Here is a 16,919-nt window from a genome sequence, read left to right as displayed (position 1 = left end):
CAAGACCGATCCGCAGCAGCAGAATCTATTCCTACGGTGAAGTCATTGGTAATTTTCGTTCATCATTCCTATATGGTTCACGAGCGCCGCCTTTTTGGCGCGCCTCTCGGATGCGGAATTTGACGTTCTTTTCGTTTTCGACTGCCGGTTCACAGGACGCCGATCGGAAAGGAACCGTGATGACCAAACTCTCAACTTCCCCGCAAAGTCGTGTCGCTGAACGCGAACGTGCCCAGGCTCTCGCCCTGCAAGAGGTTGAAATGCGTGCCCAGGAACAGCGTGAGCGCACCCGACTTCTGCGCCGTGCGCGGCTTGAGCGGGACGAAGCGGCCCATCCCGGCTGATCCCCTCGACTCAATACCAGTCGAGCAGTTTCAATACGCCGCCCAGTATGGCGGCAATGACGACACAGCCGACACATACCATGACAAAGGCCGGGTTCCATTGGGTGCCCGGCAGTCCTGCGACGTTCATGCCGAACAGGCCCGTCAGAAAGCTGAGGGGCAGGAAAATCGCTGACGCGATGGAAATCACCATCATGTTGCGGTTCATCCGGTCCGAACGCTGGCCCGTGACCTGATCGTTCAGAATGCCGGACCGTTCGCGGGTGATGTCGAGCTCTTCGGTCACCCGTAGCATGCGGTCGGCCTGCTCCTTTGCAATATCGAGGGAGTCCTGGTCCAGCCAGTCGCTGCCGAGGGCGGCGAATTTTGCCACCGCCTCGCGCTGCGGTATCATGTAGCGGCGAAATACCAGCGTATCGTGGCGGATCTCCGTGACTTCCTCGGCGATCGCCAGTGCGCCACCTTCCACCGCTTCGATTTCCAGCTCGTCAATGCGATCCGACAGACGATCCACCACCGGCTCAATACGGTCGGTCAGGCCGTTGATAATGCCAAGCATCAGATGTGCCGCCGTAGGGGGTGCCGTGCCGGCGCGAAGGGTCTGGCGCAGCACTTCAATCGCGACGGACCGCTGCCGCCGCACCGTGATCAGACGGCCCGGCTGCAGAAACGCCCGGATAGACAGCATGTCCTCGGGATTCTTCTCGGGGTTGAGATTGACGCCGCGCAGGTTGATGAGAACGCCGCCATGCTCGGTGATCAGCCGGGGACGCGTCTCGGGCGCGAAGAGGGCAGCACTCACGAACTGGTCGACCAGCCCCGCCGAGGACAGCCAGCGCTTGGCAGCATCCATGTCAAAATGCAGCCAGATATAACCGCCCTCGGGCATCGACAGCGCATTCAGGACATGTGCCGAGCCGTCTACCGACTGGACTGTCCCATCTGCGCCGATCGTGAAGCCTTCGATGAGGCCCGTTTCCTGACTGATTTCCATGCGAAATGTCTGGCCTTGTTCGGAGCGATGAGGCAATGGTCTCCTCACGCGAGACGATAGGGATGCGGTTCGGCGTGCGCAGGATGTTGCACCGCCTTCTACCCCATGCTATCCGCCCGCGAAATTTGTTGTGGGGATGGTAGCCACCCCACTTTTTCTAGCTTTATGTCAGCCTCGCGATCGCACGCTGGGCCCCTGTCGGAGGATCCTCCCCATGGCCGATGCCCGGTCCGACGTCGCTGAACGATACGCGACGGCCTTCTTTGAGCTCGCCCGTGACGAAAATTCACTCGAGGCGCTCGAAGCTGATCTGACTGCGCTTGAAAAAGCGCTGGCAGATAGTGCTGAGCTGCGCAGCGTGGCGCAGTCGCCCATTTTCTCATCAGAGAGCAAGACAGCCGCCTTCACGGCGATCGCTCAGGCCCAGGGCGCACAGCAGCTGACCCAGAACCTGATCGCCCTGCTTGGCCGGAATAATCGCATCTCGGTGCTGCCCGGCATCATCACTGCCTTCCATCGCATGGCGGCCGCGCATCGCGGTGAGGTGAGTGCCGAGGCCGTCAGCGCGCGTCCATTGAGCGACGAGCAGACAAAGGCCCTGCGGGCACAAATCGAATCTTCGGTCGGTAAGGCCGTCAATCTGGTGACCAGCGTGGATCCCTCGCTTCTGGGCGGTCTGATCGTCAAGGTCGGTAGCCGGATGGTGGACTCCTCGCTCCGTACAAAACTCAATCGTCTACAGCAGACCCTGAAAGAGGCCTGATCCCATGGAATTGAATGCGGCTGAAATCAGCTCGATCCTGAAACAACAGATCAAGGACTTTGGCAAAGAAGCTGAAGTTTCCGAGATCGGCCAAGTGCTTTCCGTCGGCGACGGTATTGCTCGCATCTTCGGTCTGGACAACGTCCAGGCGGGTGAGATGGTGGAGTTTGACGGCGGCGTTAAAGGCATGGCGCTGAACCTCGAAGCCGACAATGTCGGCGTCGTGATCTTCGGTGACGACCGCGATATTAAAGAGGGTGCGACCGTCAAGCGCACGAACTCGATCGTGGACGTGCCCGTCGGCAAAGGCCTTCTGGGCCGCGTCGTGGACCCGCTCGGCAACCCGATCGATGGCAAAGGCCCGATCATGTATGAAGAGCGCCGGGTCGTTGACGTGAAGGCACCGGGCATCCTGCCGCGTAAATCCGTGCACGAGCCTGTGCAGACCGGGATCAAGGCCATTGACGCCATGATCCCTGTTGGCCGCGGCCAGCGCGAGCTGGTCATTGGCGACCGTCAGACCGGCAAGACCGCGATCTGCATCGACGCCATGCTCAACCAGAAAGAGCCAAACCAGGCGGCAGCTGATGATTCGGGCAAGCTGTTCTGTATCTATGTCGCCATCGGCCAGAAGCGTTCAACGGTCGCCCAGATCGTCAAGACGCTCGAGGACAATGGCGCGCTCGACTACACCATCGTCGTCGCCGCGACCGCGTCCGAGCCTGCCCCGCTGCAGTTCCTCGCGCCATTCGCTGGCTGCGCCATGGGCGAGTATTTCCGCGACAACGGCATGCACGCCGTCATCGTCTATGATGACCTGTCCAAACAGGCCGTCTCCTATCGTCAGATGTCGCTGCTGCTGCGTCGTCCACCAGGACGCGAAGCCTATCCGGGCGACGTTTTCTATCTTCACTCCCGCCTTCTCGAGCGTGCGGCGAAGCTGAACGAGAATTACGGCTCAGGCTCGCTGACGGCCCTGCCGATCATTGAAACCCAGGCGAACGACGTGTCCGCCTATATTCCAACCAACGTGATCTCGATCACCGACGGTCAGATCTTCCTTGAAACCGACCTGTTCTATCAGGGCATTCGCCCCGCCGTGAACGTGGGTCTGTCCGTGTCCCGCGTGGGCTCGGCCGCCCAGATCAAGGCGATGAAGCAGGTGGCTGGCAAGATCAAGGGCGAGCTTGCCCAGTATCGTGAGCTTGCGGCCTTCGCCCAGTTCGGTTCGGACCTCGATGCGGCAACGCAGGCGACCCTGAACCGCGGTGCGCGCCTGACTGAGCTTCTCAAGCAGCCGCAATACTCGCCGCTACAGGTCGAAGAGCAGGTCGTCGTGATCTATGCCGGTACGCGCGGCTATCTCGACAAAGTCGCCGTCGACAAGGTCGGCCGCTTTGAAGAAGAGCTGCTGCGTCACATGCATGCGAGCCATTCGGATGTCCTCTCGACGATCCGAAGCGAGCAGAAAGTCTCTGACGAGCTCGAAGCCAAGCTGAAAGACATCCTGGCGACCTTCGCCAAGAACTTTGCGTAAAGTTGCCTTGTTGGATGAAAAACGTTCTTGGATATATGCGCGCTGTTGTTGCTTGGGGGCTATTGCTCCCGGTACTGATGGCGTGTGCCACGAGCACTTCATCCAGTGATGTAGATTCGATTTTTGATATGAGTCTGGAAGACCAAGCAGTCTGGGAGCGACAGTCCGTCGAACGCAGCACAGCTCTCTTCCAGCTTACATTTCTTCACGATGAATACCAGAAAGTTGGTCATCGATTAAATCCTGATACTGTGGAGAAACATCTGACTGTCATCATCGAGCCATCGTTTCACCGCGCCATCGCTATTTCTGCGTTCTGGATCAGGAAGCCGGGGTATGGATATAACGAGGGCGAGTTCGATACCGACGCTGTGCTCTACGCACGTCGATTGGATTCGAACCCATGCGCGGATGACGATTTTGATGAGCTTGAAGAAGCTTTTTGCCGTGATCGGTTTAAAACTATCCTGTGGCCGACCGAGCATTTCAATACTGACGTGGGTGAAGACGAAATAGCCGAGATTTTTGACAGTATCGATTTTAAAAAAATCTTCGAGCAGCAGCGATTTGTCCCTCTCGATCCCGATTCGGTTGCTTATGACGGCACAAGTGTTTCGTGGATTGCTGGTACTGAGTCGTCGGCCCATTGGGTGACAAGGCATAGTAGCGAAGCTGAACTTACTGCAGATTATGAAGTGGTGCGCCCATTTGTTCTGGCGGCAGCCAAGAAAATCCCAGAGATCGCGGACTTCATTACGACCTTAGATACTTGCGTCGCAGCGTACGATCCCGGCTGTTATGATGCTTTGGAGAAAACGAATTAAGCCATGCCTTCTTTGAAAGACCTTAAAAACCGGATCGGCTCGGTCAAATCGACCCAGAAGATCACCAAGGCCAAGCAGATGGTGGCCGCCGCCAAACTGCGCCGCGCAGAAGAGGCGGCGACAGCTGCCCGTCCTTATGCTGAGCGTATGGAGAACGTGCTGGGCAATCTGGCTGCTGGCATGATCGAAGGTGCGCCGGGCCCGAAACTGCTGACCGGCACGGGTGAGAACAAGACGCACCTGCTTGTCGTCGCGACGGCTGATCGTGGCCTTTGCGGTGCCTTCAACTCGTCGATCGTGCGGTTGGCGCGTGAGCACATCGTCCGGCTTCAGGGCGAGGGCAAGACGGTCAAGCTCTACTGTATTGGCCGTAAGGGCTATGAGCAGCTGTCACGCCTTTATAAGCACCTTGTCGTCAAGCACATCGACTTCAAGGACAGGAAGAAGATCGGCTTCGACGAAGCCAAGATGATCGCCGATGATCTTCTGAATCGTTATGAGGCGGGCGAGTTCGACAAGGCGACGGTGTTCTTCGGTCGCTACAAATCAGTGGTCGCCCAGATCCCGACAGCAAACCAGATCATCCCGGCCCAGCCGCCTGCAAGCTCAAAAGGGACGGGTGCGACGGCGCCTTACGAGTATGAGCCTAGCGAAGAGGCGATTCTCGAAACGCTGCTGCCTCGCTACGTGGCGGTACAGATTTTCCGTGCGCTGCTTGAAAACGTGGCATCGGAACAGGCCGCCTCCATGGCAGCCATGGACAATGCCACGCGAAATGCGGGCGAGCTGATCGACAAGCTGAACCTTCAGTACAACCGGGCACGGCAAGCCCAGATCACGACCGAACTGGTCGAAATTATTGCGGGTGCTGAAAGCGTCTGACGCTGAAGCCCTCTAGGATTAACACGATTATCGGGGCCGCCTGACGGCTCCCAGACCAAAGGACGAGTAAAATGGGACAAGGACGGATCTCACAGGTCATCGGCGCTGTCGTCGACGTTCAATTTGACGGCGACCTGCCAGCGATCTTGAACGCGCTGGAAACGGATAACCACGGCAACCGGCTGGTTCTGGAAGTGGCGCAGCACCTGGGTGAAAACACAGTGCGCACCATTGCTATGGACTCCACCGAAGGCCTCGTTCGCGGTCAGCCCGTGTCCGATACCGGTTCCTCCATTCAAGTGCCGGTCGGTGAGGAAACTCTTGGCCGCATCATGAACGTGATTGGTGAGCCGGTGGATGATGCTGGCCCGATCAACACGGCATCCAAGCGCGGTATTCACCAAGCGGCGCCTCCTTTCGTCGAGCAGTCAACAGAATCCGAAGTCCTCGTGACCGGCATCAAGGTCGTTGACCTTCTCTGCCCTTATCCACGGGGCGGCAAGATCGGCCTGTTCGGCGGCGCCGGCGTGGGCAAGACGGTTCTCATTCAGGAACTCATCAACAACATCGCGAAGGTCCACGGTGGTTACTCCGTGTTCGCTGGTGTCGGTGAGCGGACCCGTGAAGGGAACGACCTGTATTGGGAAATGATCGAATCCAATGTGAACGTCGATCCGACCAAGAATAATGGCAGCGCTGCTGGCTCCAAAGCCTCCCTGATCTATGGTCAGATGAACGAGCCTCCAGGCGCGCGCGCCCGTGTCGCTCTGACCGGTCTGACGGTCGCTGAGCATTTCCGCGATCAGGGCCAGGACGTTCTGTTCTTCGTCGACAACATTTTCCGCTTCACGCAAGCCGGTGCCGAGGTGTCCGCACTTCTCGGCCGTATCCCGTCCGCTGTGGGCTATCAGCCGACACTGGCCACCGACATGGGCGCCCTGCAGGAGCGGATCACGACAACGACCAAGGGCTCGATTACCTCGATCCAGGCCGTGTACGTCCCTGCGGACGACCTTACCGACCCGGCACCAGCCACCTCGTTCGCCCACTTGGACGCAACGACCACGCTGAACCGGTCGATAGCCGAAAAAGGCATCTACCCGGCTGTGGATCCACTCGACTCAACCTCGCGGATTCTCGATCCACGTATCGTTGGCGAAGAGCACTACAAGGTTGCCCGCGGCGTGCAGAACATTCTGCAACGCTACAAGGCGCTGCAGGACATCATCGCCATTCTCGGGATGGACGAGCTGTCCGAAGAGGACAAGCTCGTTGTGGCCCGTGCGCGCAAGGTCGAGCGCTTCCTGTCGCAGCCATTCGACGTGGCTGAAGTCTTCACCGGCTCGCCAGGTATCCAGGTGCCGCTGGAAGACACTGTGCGGTCGTTCAAGGGTCTCATCGCCGGTGAGTATGACCACCTGCCAGAACAGGCCTTCTACATGGTCGGCTCGATCGAAGAAGCCATGGCCAAGGCCGAGCGTATGGCTGAAGCTGCTTAAGCTCTTCTGGATTTATCAGAACAGAAAAACCCCGTGCCGCTGGCGCGGGGTTTTTTGTTGCACAGTCACAGGTTGTGGGTCACGCTGCTGACCGGAAAGCCGTCAATGACATCGGCAAGCACGGGAGAGAGCAATGCGACGTTTTATATCTTTGGCACTGCTGGCGCTGATGGCAGCCTGTTCGACCTACGGTCCGAGTGCGGGCGGTAATGGGTATACCGACACGAAGATCACCGACACGCGCTATCTGATTGAAGGCCGTGCGATGAGTTTCGAGACGGCTCGTAATATCGCCATGGTGCGGGCGGCTGAACTGACTGAGCAAAATGGCTTTGACCATTTCGTCGTCCTGGGTGTCGAACTGGACGACAGGGACCTGTCCGAATCCGAACTGGCTGAATATGCACTTTTGTCGCCCGGCGTCTGGACGGGGGGTATGCGCAATTGGGGTGATGAAAGCCGCGCGCGCAACCTGCCGGTGATCCGGGTCGCCATCATGTTCGCAACGCCCGAACAAGCGGCGGAGTATGACGGCTTCGCCGTCCGTTCTGTTTATGCGGACTATGGCGACAAGATCGGATATCGCGGCTAGCCGCTATAAACCGCACGACTGTGTTGCGATTTATTGCCTTTAATCGATAAGATTTGTCCTTATATGACTTTTCAGACAGCATGAGATGCGTCCGCGCCATGGGGGCGCGAGCATTTCATGCAAGGGTCTGGGCCCCATCCTTACCAATCCTTCGGGAACTGGAGGGGCCAGGCGAGAGTTATATCGGCATGACACAGCAACTTGATAATATTCTGATTTCGATGGGCCTGAAAGCTGATGAGCTGAAGGCCGTGAAGAGCCGCTGGATCGTTTATTCCGGTCTTCTGGCCATGTCTGGCGTCTCGCTGATGTTGGTTGTCGGTATTGTCAGCAATCTCTCCGGCGCGACTGCCTGATCAGGTCGATTTCGTCTGACTGGGGCTAGCCCCATCACGCCTCATTCTTTATAGAGCGCGAGTTTCCCGCCTTTTGGAGTAATGGCCCGTGGCTGATCGCTTGCACTTTTCACTCGTTTCCCCTGAGCGCGAATTGTTCTCTGGAGAGGCTGAGTCCGTTCTCGTGCCAGGCGCCGAAGGCCTTTTTCAGGTGATGGTCGGCAGCGCCCCCATCATGTCGACGCTTTCTCCCGGTTTTGTCGTGATCGACGAGGGATCCTCTACCAAACGGATCTATGTTCGCGGCGGTTTCGCGGATGTCACGGCGGCGGGCCTGACCATTCTTGCTGAAGTGGCAGTTCCTGAATCCGAGCTGACGGGCGACCGTCTAGCAGCGGAAAAAGCAACCATTGCGGCACAGGTCGCTGATGGCGGTCTGAGCCCCGAAGACCGCATCAACGCTGACCGCGCCGCTGCGCTTTTACGGACTGTCTAGTCCGCAGCGGTGTTGAGCCGGGCTGAGGCCTCCTCATCATCCGGCGCAATCTTCAGAATCTGTGCATAAGCCCGCTGGGCGTCCTCCGCACGGCCGAGCACTTCATAGGCCTGCGCCAGGCGTCGCCATCCTTCCAGATTTCCCGGCTGTTCCTCCAGCCGGTCTTCCAGTCGGCCCACCATCTGTTCGATAAAGGCCTGCTGTTCGGCGGGGCTCATGTCCCTAATCACGGCGTCTGCCGTATCCGGATCGAGTGCGGGGGCGACGGGGGCTTCCAGCGCGTTGATGAGGCCAGCGACTGCCGACATCCATGGCGCATCTGAATCTGAACGGTCACGCAGTTCGCGGAGTCGTGTCAGAGCATCTTCTGTCTGTCCGTCTTGGGCGAGGGCGAGGGCCAGATAGAACGCGGCCTGAGGGTTGTCAGGCGCCGCCTCCTGTATGGCAGTGAAAATCTGCCGCGCGGGCGCCGTCACCGTGCCATCATTGGCAATGACCATGATCTCCGCATATTCACCGGACAGGCTGATATCCTGACCGTCCACCACCCGGTTCGCTGTTCTCAGCGCGTCCAGTGCCGGTTGATAATTCCCCATGCGGACATGTGCCCGCGCCAGCATGCGCAAGGCTTCAACATCGTCTGGTACGGTCGCAAGGTGCTCCGACAACGCGGCGATCTGTTCTGCATCCGACAGGCCTGCTCGCAGGCCAGGGATCTGCGCCGGTGTCGTGCGACTGGCAAACGGTTCTGCTTTCTGACCCGGGGCGCCAATCTGCCCGTAAACGATGACAGCCAGAAGCGGGAGCACCGCCACCGCGACAGCAAGACCAGCCCGCAAGGGACGAGAAGGCTTGGCGGAAACATCATCTGCCCGTCGGGCTGCAGATAACAGGCGGCGTTCGATTTCCGTGCGTGCTGATTGCGCCTCCGCCTCGTTGATCACCCCCCGGTCAAGGTCCCGATCCACTTCCGCCAGTTGGTCGGTATAGATCGTGATCTCGCGGTCTCGGGCATCGTCGCTTGCCGCCACGGACCAGAACGGGCGCAGCAGAACGGCCACCACCACCAGGACGACAAGGCCACCGATCAGGAAAAACAACATAACAGCGCTCCAACGCGGTCTGCATATAGATGCCGTGGGCCGCAATCTAGGGCATTGCGTGCCTAGGTCGCGGGCACAACGCATTTCAGTTGAGCCAGCAATGGTCTATGGCGACCCATCATGATCATTGAACTTGGACATTTCGCGTTGATCCTGGCGCTTCTCGTGGCTGCCATTCAGACGGGGGCAGGGCTCGCCGGTGGGCATTGGCGCGACCGGGCCGCGATGCGCCTCGCCGAAGTGGCCTCGCACTGTCAGATCGTGCTCGTTGCCCTCGCTTTTGCCGCGCTTATTCACGCCTACCTGACGTCCGATTTCAGCGTGGCCAATGTCTATGACAATTCGCATTCCGCGAAGCCCGTGCTGTACAAGCTTGCCGGCGCGTGGGGAAACCATGAGGGGTCACTTCTTCTCTGGATCACGATCCTCGCCGGACTTGGCAGCGCCGTTGCCGGGTTCGGGCGCCGACTGCCGGTGACCCTGCGGGCGCGGGTGCTGGGAGTACAGGGGGTGATCGGCCTGATCTTCATTGCGTTCGCGCTCTTCACGTCTAACGCTTTTCTGCGTCTTGATCCTGTGCCGCTCGATGGCACCGATTTGAACCCGCTGCTGCAGGATCCCGGCCTCGCCTTTCACCCCCCGTTTTTGTATCTGGGGTATGTCGGTTTCTCAGTAGCCTTCTCATTCGCCATCGCCGCACTGCTGGAAGGTCGGATCGATCCTGCCTGGGCACGCTGGGTCCGTCCGTGGACATTGCTGGCCTGGTCCAGCCTGACCCTTGGCATCGCGATGGGCGCGTGGTGGGCCTATTACGAGCTCGGCTGGGGCGGGTTCTGGTTCTGGGATCCTGTCGAAAATGCCAGTCTGATGCCGTGGCTGGCCGGTACCGCACTCCTGCACTCCGCCATCGTGGTCGAGAAACGGGACACCCTCAAACTGTGGACGGTCCTGATGGCGATCGTCGCCTTCTCCGCTTCTCTCTTGGGCACGTTCGTGGTTCGCTCCGGGGTGTTGACGTCCGTCCACGCCTTCGCCACCGACCCCGCGCGCGGCTCGGTCCTGCTGGTCATCTGTGCGGTCCTGACGGGCGGTGCGCTGGTTCTGTTCGCCTTGCGGGGCAGCGCGATGCGCTCAGGCGGGCAATTCGCGTCGGTCTCCCGTGAGAGTGCGCTGATCCTCAACAATGTCATTCTTTGTGTGCTGACCTTTACGGTCATGCTGGGGACATTCTGGCCGCTGTTCATCGAGGTATCGACCCGGGAGCGGATGACCGTGGGCCCGCCCTATTACACAATCGTGACGACCCCGCTTATGATCCTTCTGGCGATCATCATGGCGGCGGGCATTTTCCTGCCTTGGAAGCGCGGGCGCCTGGCGGCGGCGGCGTCACGGATGAAGCTGGCGCTTGGGGCCACCGGTCTTGCACTCATCATCTCGCTCTACCTGTCCGGCCTGAAGAGCATTCTTGCCATTCTTGGCCTGATGATCGCCGTCTGGATTCTCGCGGTGACGCTGACGGATATCGCTGAGCGGATGAAACTGTTCCGTCTGCCGCTGAAAACCTCGCTCGCTCGCGCTGGCGGGTTCCCGCGCGCCTATTGGGGCGGCAGTCTGGCCCATTTCGGTGTCGGCGTGGCTGTTCTGGGGATGGTTGGGACAACTCTCTGGCTGACAGAGCATCAATCGGTGATGCGGCCGGGCGACACGGCAGAGATTGCCGGGATGACGGTCAGATATGAACGGATCGAGATGGCGAGGGTCGCCAATTATGAAACCGAAATGTCGATATTCAGTCTGGAGAAGGATGGTCGCCGGATCGCCACCATGACACCTGAACGACGTTACTACCCGGTGGCGGAGCAGGAGACTGTTGAGGCTGCCATCGTGCCCAACTGGGCCGATGATATCTATATCGCCGTCGGTGATGCGCGCGGAGAAGATGGCGGCGCACGCGTCGTTCGTCTTTACCATCATCCCCTCGTCCTTTTCCTGTGGGGTGGCGGTTTGATGCTGGTTCTCGGCGGCGGGCTGTCTCTGTCCGATCGGCGCTACCGCATTGGCGCCCCGCGACGGAAAAGCCAGCCGATGATTGAGGGAGTACCAGCGGAATGATCCGGATGATCTTTGTTCTCGCCTGTCTCCTCAGTGCTGCCATGGCGCAGGATGGACCAGACGATGCTGAAATCGACGCTCGCGTCGAAGAGGTCGCAAAACAGCTGCGATGCGTGGTCTGCAAGAACCAGTCAATTGCGGAGAGCGACGCCCCCCTGGCCCAGGAAATGGTGCAGGTCATCCGTGAGCAGATTGAGGCCGGTGCCACCAATGAGGAGGCCGCGGCCTACATCACCGGACCCTATGGTGAGTTCGTGCTGCTCAAGCCGCGCCTGTCCCGCCGCAACATGCTGTTATGGTCAGGGCCGTTTCTGATTCTTCTCTTGGGCGGCGGGCTGGCCGTCTACTTTATTCGCCAGCGGCAGAATGAGCCTGTTATCGTCACGGGACTGACGAGCGCCGAGAGGCGAGAGCTCGATCAGCGCCTGTCTGGCCGGAATGATGAACACAAAAAAGCCGGCCCCGACGGACCGGCCTGATTGTCAATGCAGGTGTCGGACTAGCGGGTTGCGACCGGCACGTCCCCTGAATAGTCATAGAAGCCGCGACCCGTCTTGCGACCAAGCCATCCGGCTTCCACATATTTTACCAGAAGCGGGCAGGGGCGATATTTGCTGTCAGCCAGTCCTTCGTACAGGACCTGCATGATCGCCAGGCACGTATCGAGGCCGATGAAGTCAGCCAGTTGCAGCGGCCCCATGGGATGATTGGCGCCCAGGCGCATGCCGGTGTCGATCGCGTCCACCGTGCCAACGCCTTCATACAGCGTGTAGATTGCTTCGTTGATCATCGGCATCAGGATGCGGTTGACGATGAAGCCCGGGAAATCCTCGGACATCGCCATTGTCTTGTCGAGATGCTCGACGAGGGCCTTGCAGGTTTCGAAGGTCTCGTTGCTGGTGGCGATGCCGCGGATGATCTCGACCAGCTTCATCAGCGGGACCGGGTTCATGAAATGCAGGCCGATGAACTTGTCCGGGCGATCGGTAACGGCGGCCAGCGCGGTGATCGAAATGGAGGAAGTGTTGGTGCCGATGATGGCGTCGGGCTTGAGGGTTTTGCAGAGCTCGCGGAAGATATCTTTCTTGACGTCCGTGTTCTCGGTCGCGGCTTCCACCACCAGATCGCAATCCGACAGATCTTCCATCGATTTTGCGGGGGAGAGGCGTTCAATCGCGCCCTTCATCTCAGCGCGGGAGAAGTGATCCTTGCTGACCTGACGCAGCATGTTCTTCTCAATAGTGTCGAGACCAGCGGTCATCCGCGCCTCGTCCCGATCGTGCAGAGCGACATCATAACCGGCCAGCGCGAAAACATGAGCAATCCCACTGCCCATCTGGCCTGCACCGATCACACCCATTTTCTTTAGCGTTGCCACCGTTATCTCCTTGGACAGGGGGTCTGTTTTCCACCACCCTATACCGTTTTTGCGCTGCAGCAATGGTTGTGGCTGTCGCAGATTGTGATTTCGTTTAAGTCGTTGCCCCATGACCACTTCGACCAGCGATATGGCAGCGGCGGATGACGTCGAGACGCCTCCTTCCACCCGCCTGCAGCGAACCGCTGTTCTGACAGCTTCAATTCTGGGCTCCTCAATGGCGTTCGTGAACGGCACGGCGGTGACGCTGGCGCTCGACCCGATCCAGACAGGGCTCGGCGCGACACTGAGCGAAGTGTTGTGGGTGGCGTCGATCTACATGCTTTTCATCTCAGCCCTGATGCTGATCGGCGGCGCGATTGGTGACTTCTACGGGCGCCGGGCGATATATATGACCGGCGTTGCCGGCTTCGTAGGCGCATCCATCATGTGCGCCCTCGCCACGAGTCCCGAGATGCTGATCGCCGGACGCGCGCTGCAGGGTGTCGGGGCGGCGCTGCTGACGCCCATGTCCCTGACCCTGCTGTCCGACTATTTCCCCAAGACGTCCCGCGGGATGGCCATCGGCCTGTGGTCGCTCGCCTCCGCCGTGATGACGGCCGTAGGGCCGCCGGTCGGGGGATGGCTGGCCGAGAATGCGAGCTGGCGGACGATTTTCCTGCTGCCACTGCCGTTTGGCATCCTGGCGCTGTTCATCGCCTGGTGGTTTGTTCCCGCGCGCAAGCCCGCGCGCGTGCCGGACCGGGTCGACTATTGGGGCGCCATCCTCGCCGTGATCGGCTTTGCCGGGATTGCCTACGGGTTCATCACCCTGTCCGAGCCCCAAGCGGGCCATACCGCGCTGAAATGGGGCGCGCCGATCATGATTGGCCTCGTGGCGCTCTTGGCTCTTGTGGTGGTGGAACGGAACGTGTCGTGTCCCATGGCCCCGCCATCCCTGTTCGGCATCGGGACGTTCAACGCGCTGAATATCATCACCCTGCTGCTCTATGGGGCGATGGGCGGGATCTTTGTCTTCTATCCCATCGTCCTGACCGACGCCTATGGTTTCGGGATGGATGAGGTTGGCACGGCGTTCCTGGGCTTTGCCCTGCCGATGATTGTCATTACACCGCTGGCCAGTCGCCTTCTGCGGCGGTTCGGCATCCGCGCCATGCTCGCGCTCGGGTCGCTGGTCGGCGTCGCTGCCTTCGGTACCATGGGCCTGTCGCCCTATGCGGGCACCTATTGGGGCGTGTTTCTGTCAATCTCGATCTTTGGCGCCGGCATCGCGCTTGTGGTGCCCAGCATGAACATGGCGCTCTTTAATACGACGCCAGAGGACGCCCACGGCGTTGCTTCCGGTATCAACAATACCTGCGCGCGGGCCGCGACCCTGTTCGCCATTGCCGGCTATGGCGCAGCCGCCAGCCACCAATTCTACCAGGTGGCCAATCCGGCGGTCGCGCTGCTTGGTTATGGGGCAGGCGACGCTTTGACCGGTGCAAATGCGCAGAACTATCGCGAGGCGATGATCTCGAGCTTCCAGACCTTGGCGTGGATCTCCATCGCCCTGTGTTTCTTTGGATTTCTTGTCGCCGCCTTCTTCATCGACGGATCCATTGAAAAGGCCCCGCGGCCGAAAAAGGCCAATCCGCAACCGCGCACGGGCGTGAGGCGACTGTTCGGCGCATCGGTCGACGATTCTGTGCGGTCCGAAGACTAGGCGGCGAAGACAGCCAGATAGAGCGTCGTTGTGACAAGGCCCAGCACGGTGCCGACACCGACAATCGTCGCCACTTCCCGCTCCAGCTGGTGATAGTTTGCGGCCAGCACCATCGAAGACACAGCGGGCGGCATCAGCGTGAAGAACGCGGCCACGGTCGTCAGGCGCGCATCCTGTGTCAGCAGATAGGTGATGCCGCCTGTCACCGCGGGGAAAACGACAAGCTTCAGCGGCAACAGCCCGATGAGCAGGGCCTTAGGCATGGTGCCCCCGGCGCGGGGCAGGATCGCAAGATAAAGGCCCAAAACGAAAAGCCCGAACGGAGAGGCGACACGCCCGAACAGGTCGAACGGCGCTGCCAGCACCGGCGGCAATGTCAGGTGCGTCATGGACAGGGCCATGCCGAGAATGACCGCAATGACGATCGGGTTGCGCAGGGCGCGGACACCTGCATCCCGCACGCTGCGCCAGATGGCGGCATCGGCCTCGCCTTCAGGCCAGGTCACCAGCGCGCCCCCAATCGCAAAGGCAAAAAAGCCTTCAAAGATCATGAGGATCAGGAAGGGCTGGCTCCACCCCTCAAGGCTGAGGGAGATGGGCAGCCCCAAAAAGACTGCATTGCCGCAGATGGTGGTGAAGACCGCGGCCCCGGCTTCGCGCATTGTCGCACCGTGCCAGCGCCGCGCGACGATGAAGGCGAGGGCGGAGGTCACCAGCAAGCCCGCCAGATAGCCGATGATCATCCCGGCAAAGGCGGGGCCCGGCGGCGGTGTCGATCGCATCGCGTTGAAGACGGCGATGGGCATCGCGATCATGAAGACAAAACGGGAAAAGGTGCGCGCATGGTCCTGATCGAACAGGCGCATGGCCCCGGCGATCGCGCCAATGGCAATGGCCCCGAACAAAGGGGCAAGGATCAGCTCAAGCGAGGCCATTGGGCGGGAGTGCCTCGGAACGAGGGCGGGGGCAAGGGGGAGTTAAGCTGTCAGTCGAGGGGCCGTCATTTCGGGGGCTGGGGGGCGAGTAAACCGAACAATGAGGGTCATCCCCTCGACCGACGCTGATCATCTTGTCGGCTGCAATCATGGCGGGGTGAAGGGCGAATTGGGGCGATTTAACGACAGTCTTGCCAAGGGGTTAACGGCGTCGGATCGGTCGTCGTTACGATGGACAAATGCGCGCCTGCGCCATAACTTTTGAGGATGGACGTGTCACAACCATCCCCCCGCCGACCGGTAGCCGAAGATGTCTATTTCTCCCGGGAGGAACTTGATCAGATCCTGTCTCTCTACGGCTACTTTGTCGCCGCAGGGGAGTGGAAGGACTACGCGATTGGTGGCGCGCCTGACCGTGCCGTGTTCTCCATTTTCAGGCGAACCTCTGAAGCCCCGATGTACAGGATCGAAAAGCGCCCCAAGCTGCGCCAGAAACAGGGCGCCTATTCTGTGGTTGCCATGGGCGGGCAGATCCTGAAACGCGGGGCGGACCTTCGGGCAGTGCTCAAGGTCTTCGATCGCCAGAAGCTCAAGCTCATCTCATAAAAAAGGGCGGCCCGAGGGCCGCCCTGATCATTTTCGGGGATGGGAACGATCAGTCGCGCGCCATGCCCAGAAGGTTCAGAATGTGGATGAACAGCGTCACGAATGTCCCGTACAGGGCAAAGGCACCAAAGATCGATGCGCGTTTGTTCTGCTCACCAGCACCGGCCACATAGAGGTTCTTGATCATCTGCGTCTCGTAAGCCGTCATGGCCGAGAACACGAGAACAACGAGACCGGAGGTGATGAAGCTCATCAGCGGTGAGCCGAGGAACACATTCACGACAATGGCCACGAGAAGACCAACCGACGCCATGAAGAGGAACTTGCCCATGGGAGCGAGGTCTTTCTTGGTCGTGTAGCCGTAAAGGCTCATGGCCGCGAAGATCGTGGAGGTGATGAAGAAGGCTTTATAGACTTCTGTTGCCATGCCCGCGCCGACATAGGCGGCTACCATTGGACCGATCAGCACGCCCCACAGCGCGACATAGACCCAGTAGACGCCGTGCGCCATGGCTGGGCTGCCGTTGAAGATCATCTTCGGCGCAAAGAAACCGATCGCCAGCAGCGCGATGAACGGGATGAAGCGAAGCCCCATCGCAAACTCAAGCGCTGCCGGATTGGTCACAAAGAACATGGCAACAAGAGCCGTGGCTGCGATGCCCATGGCCATGTAGTTGTAAACGCCCAGCATATACTCGCGCAGGCCTGCGTCGATGACGGCACCTGCGTCCGTTGTGCTGTTTCGGCGAAGAACGCGTTCGTTGTCGGACATTGAAAACTCCCTTGTCCCGGCAAATCCGGATGTTCAGCGAAA

At 59.8% G+C, this 16,919-nt stretch carries 18 protein-coding genes; 13 read left to right on the top strand and 5 right to left on the bottom strand.

The features are described from left to right. Positions 1 to 179: 179 nt before the first annotated feature. A complete protein-coding gene (locus tag RUI03_RS13100) occupies positions 180 to 344 on the top strand; it encodes a hypothetical protein (protein ID WP_317287913.1) in 165 nt (54 codons plus the stop codon). Positions 345 to 354: 10 nt separating this feature from the next. On the opposite strand, the gene RUI03_RS13095 is transcribed toward RUI03_RS13100, so the two are convergent. Then, positions 355 to 1,338, bottom strand: a complete 984-nt coding sequence (locus tag RUI03_RS13095) for a zinc transporter ZntB (RefSeq protein WP_317287912.1) — start codon at positions 1,336 to 1,338, stop codon at positions 355 to 357. Between the two features lie 214 nt (positions 1,339 to 1,552). Here RUI03_RS13095 and RUI03_RS13090 point away from each other — a divergent pair, with 214 nt between their 5' ends. The 8 genes from RUI03_RS13090 (at position 1,553) to atpC (ending at position 8,266) form a co-directional block, all read left to right on the top strand. After that, on the top strand, positions 1,553 to 2,101 hold the full coding sequence (locus tag RUI03_RS13090) for a F0F1 ATP synthase subunit delta (protein ID WP_317287911.1): 549 nt from the start codon (positions 1,553 to 1,555) through the stop codon (positions 2,099 to 2,101). Positions 2,102 to 2,105: 4 nt separating this feature from the next. Continuing rightward, positions 2,106 to 3,638 (top strand): F0F1 ATP synthase subunit alpha, encoded by a 1,533-nt coding sequence (atpA, locus tag RUI03_RS13085; RefSeq protein WP_317287910.1) that lies wholly within the window; start codon positions 2,106 to 2,108, stop codon positions 3,636 to 3,638. Between the two features lie 14 nt (positions 3,639 to 3,652). Then, a complete protein-coding gene (locus RUI03_RS13080; protein WP_317287909.1) occupies positions 3,653 to 4,462 on the top strand; it encodes a hypothetical protein in 810 nt (269 codons plus the stop codon). Between the two features lie 3 nt (positions 4,463 to 4,465). Then, positions 4,466 to 5,344, top strand: coding sequence for a F0F1 ATP synthase subunit gamma (locus RUI03_RS13075; RefSeq protein WP_317287908.1), 879 nt, complete (start codon positions 4,466 to 4,468; stop codon positions 5,342 to 5,344). A gap of 71 nt (positions 5,345 to 5,415) precedes the next feature. Then, positions 5,416 to 6,843, top strand: a complete 1,428-nt coding sequence (gene atpD, locus RUI03_RS13070) for a F0F1 ATP synthase subunit beta (RefSeq protein WP_317287907.1) — start codon at positions 5,416 to 5,418, stop codon at positions 6,841 to 6,843. 133 nt (positions 6,844 to 6,976) lie between these two features. Continuing rightward, positions 6,977 to 7,435 carry a CC0125/CC1285 family lipoprotein gene (locus tag RUI03_RS13065; RefSeq protein ID WP_317287906.1) on the top strand — a complete coding sequence of 153 codons (459 nt, stop codon included), beginning with the start codon at positions 6,977 to 6,979 and terminating at the stop codon, positions 7,433 to 7,435. A 188-nt stretch (positions 7,436 to 7,623) separates the two neighbouring features. Continuing rightward, positions 7,624 to 7,791, top strand: coding sequence for a hypothetical protein (locus tag RUI03_RS13060; RefSeq protein ID WP_317287905.1), 168 nt, complete (start codon positions 7,624 to 7,626; stop codon positions 7,789 to 7,791). Between the two features lie 88 nt (positions 7,792 to 7,879). Further along, positions 7,880 to 8,266, top strand: a complete 387-nt coding sequence (gene atpC, locus RUI03_RS13055) for an ATP synthase F1 subunit epsilon (RefSeq protein WP_317287904.1) — start codon at positions 7,880 to 7,882, stop codon at positions 8,264 to 8,266. On the opposite strand, the gene ccmI is transcribed toward atpC, so the two are convergent. After that, positions 8,263 to 9,369: a c-type cytochrome biogenesis protein CcmI gene (ccmI, locus tag RUI03_RS13050; RefSeq protein ID WP_317287903.1), complete on the bottom strand. Its 1,107-nt coding sequence runs from the start codon at positions 9,367 to 9,369 to the stop codon at positions 8,263 to 8,265. The genes atpC and ccmI overlap by 4 nt on opposite strands. 120 nt (positions 9,370 to 9,489) lie before the next feature. Here ccmI and RUI03_RS13045 point away from each other — a divergent pair, with 120 nt between their 5' ends. Both RUI03_RS13045 and RUI03_RS13040 read left to right on the top strand, forming a co-directional pair. Continuing rightward, a complete protein-coding gene (locus RUI03_RS13045) occupies positions 9,490 to 11,481 on the top strand; it encodes a heme lyase CcmF/NrfE family subunit (protein WP_317287902.1) in 1,992 nt (663 codons plus the stop codon). Next, a complete protein-coding gene (locus RUI03_RS13040; protein ID WP_317287901.1) occupies positions 11,478 to 11,960 on the top strand; it encodes a cytochrome c-type biogenesis protein in 483 nt (160 codons plus the stop codon). The genes RUI03_RS13045 and RUI03_RS13040 overlap by 4 nt, the downstream gene beginning before the upstream one ends. A gap of 20 nt (positions 11,961 to 11,980) precedes the next feature. Here RUI03_RS13040 and RUI03_RS13035 read toward each other — a convergent pair whose 3' ends face one another. Beyond that, positions 11,981 to 12,841, bottom strand: coding sequence for a 3-hydroxybutyryl-CoA dehydrogenase (locus tag RUI03_RS13035; protein ID WP_410795950.1), 861 nt, complete (start codon positions 12,839 to 12,841; stop codon positions 11,981 to 11,983). Between the two features lie 127 nt (positions 12,842 to 12,968). On the opposite strand from RUI03_RS13035, the gene RUI03_RS13030 reads away from it, so the two are divergent. Continuing rightward, positions 12,969 to 14,564 carry an MFS transporter gene (locus RUI03_RS13030; protein ID WP_317287899.1) on the top strand — a complete coding sequence of 532 codons (1,596 nt, stop codon included), beginning with the start codon at positions 12,969 to 12,971 and terminating at the stop codon, positions 14,562 to 14,564. Here the strand turns inward: RUI03_RS13030 and RUI03_RS13025 are convergent. Then, entirely contained in the window at positions 14,561 to 15,499 is a 939-nt protein-coding gene (locus tag RUI03_RS13025; protein WP_317287898.1) for an AEC family transporter, read from the bottom strand. The two genes, RUI03_RS13030 and RUI03_RS13025, sit on opposite strands and share 4 nt — an antisense overlap. Positions 15,500 to 15,766: 267 nt before the next feature. Here RUI03_RS13025 and RUI03_RS13020 point away from each other — a divergent pair, with 267 nt between their 5' ends. Beyond that, positions 15,767 to 16,105 (top strand): DUF2794 domain-containing protein, encoded by a 339-nt coding sequence (locus RUI03_RS13020; protein ID WP_410795879.1) that lies wholly within the window; start codon positions 15,767 to 15,769, stop codon positions 16,103 to 16,105. Between the two features lie 49 nt (positions 16,106 to 16,154). Here RUI03_RS13020 and RUI03_RS13015 read toward each other — a convergent pair whose 3' ends face one another. Continuing rightward, the gene (locus RUI03_RS13015) at positions 16,155 to 16,877 is read right to left on the bottom strand and encodes a Bax inhibitor-1/YccA family protein (protein WP_317287896.1); all 723 of its coding nucleotides are present in this window, start codon (positions 16,875 to 16,877) and stop codon (positions 16,155 to 16,157) included. Positions 16,878 to 16,919 lie beyond the last annotated feature (42 nt).

The sequence above is a fragment of the Parvularcula sp. LCG005 genome (assembly GCF_032930845.1).
GTDB lineage: Bacteria > Pseudomonadota > Alphaproteobacteria > Caulobacterales > Parvularculaceae > Parvularcula.
The sequence above is the reverse complement of the archived record's forward strand: the minus strand, read 5'-3'. Positions and strand labels throughout refer to the sequence as shown.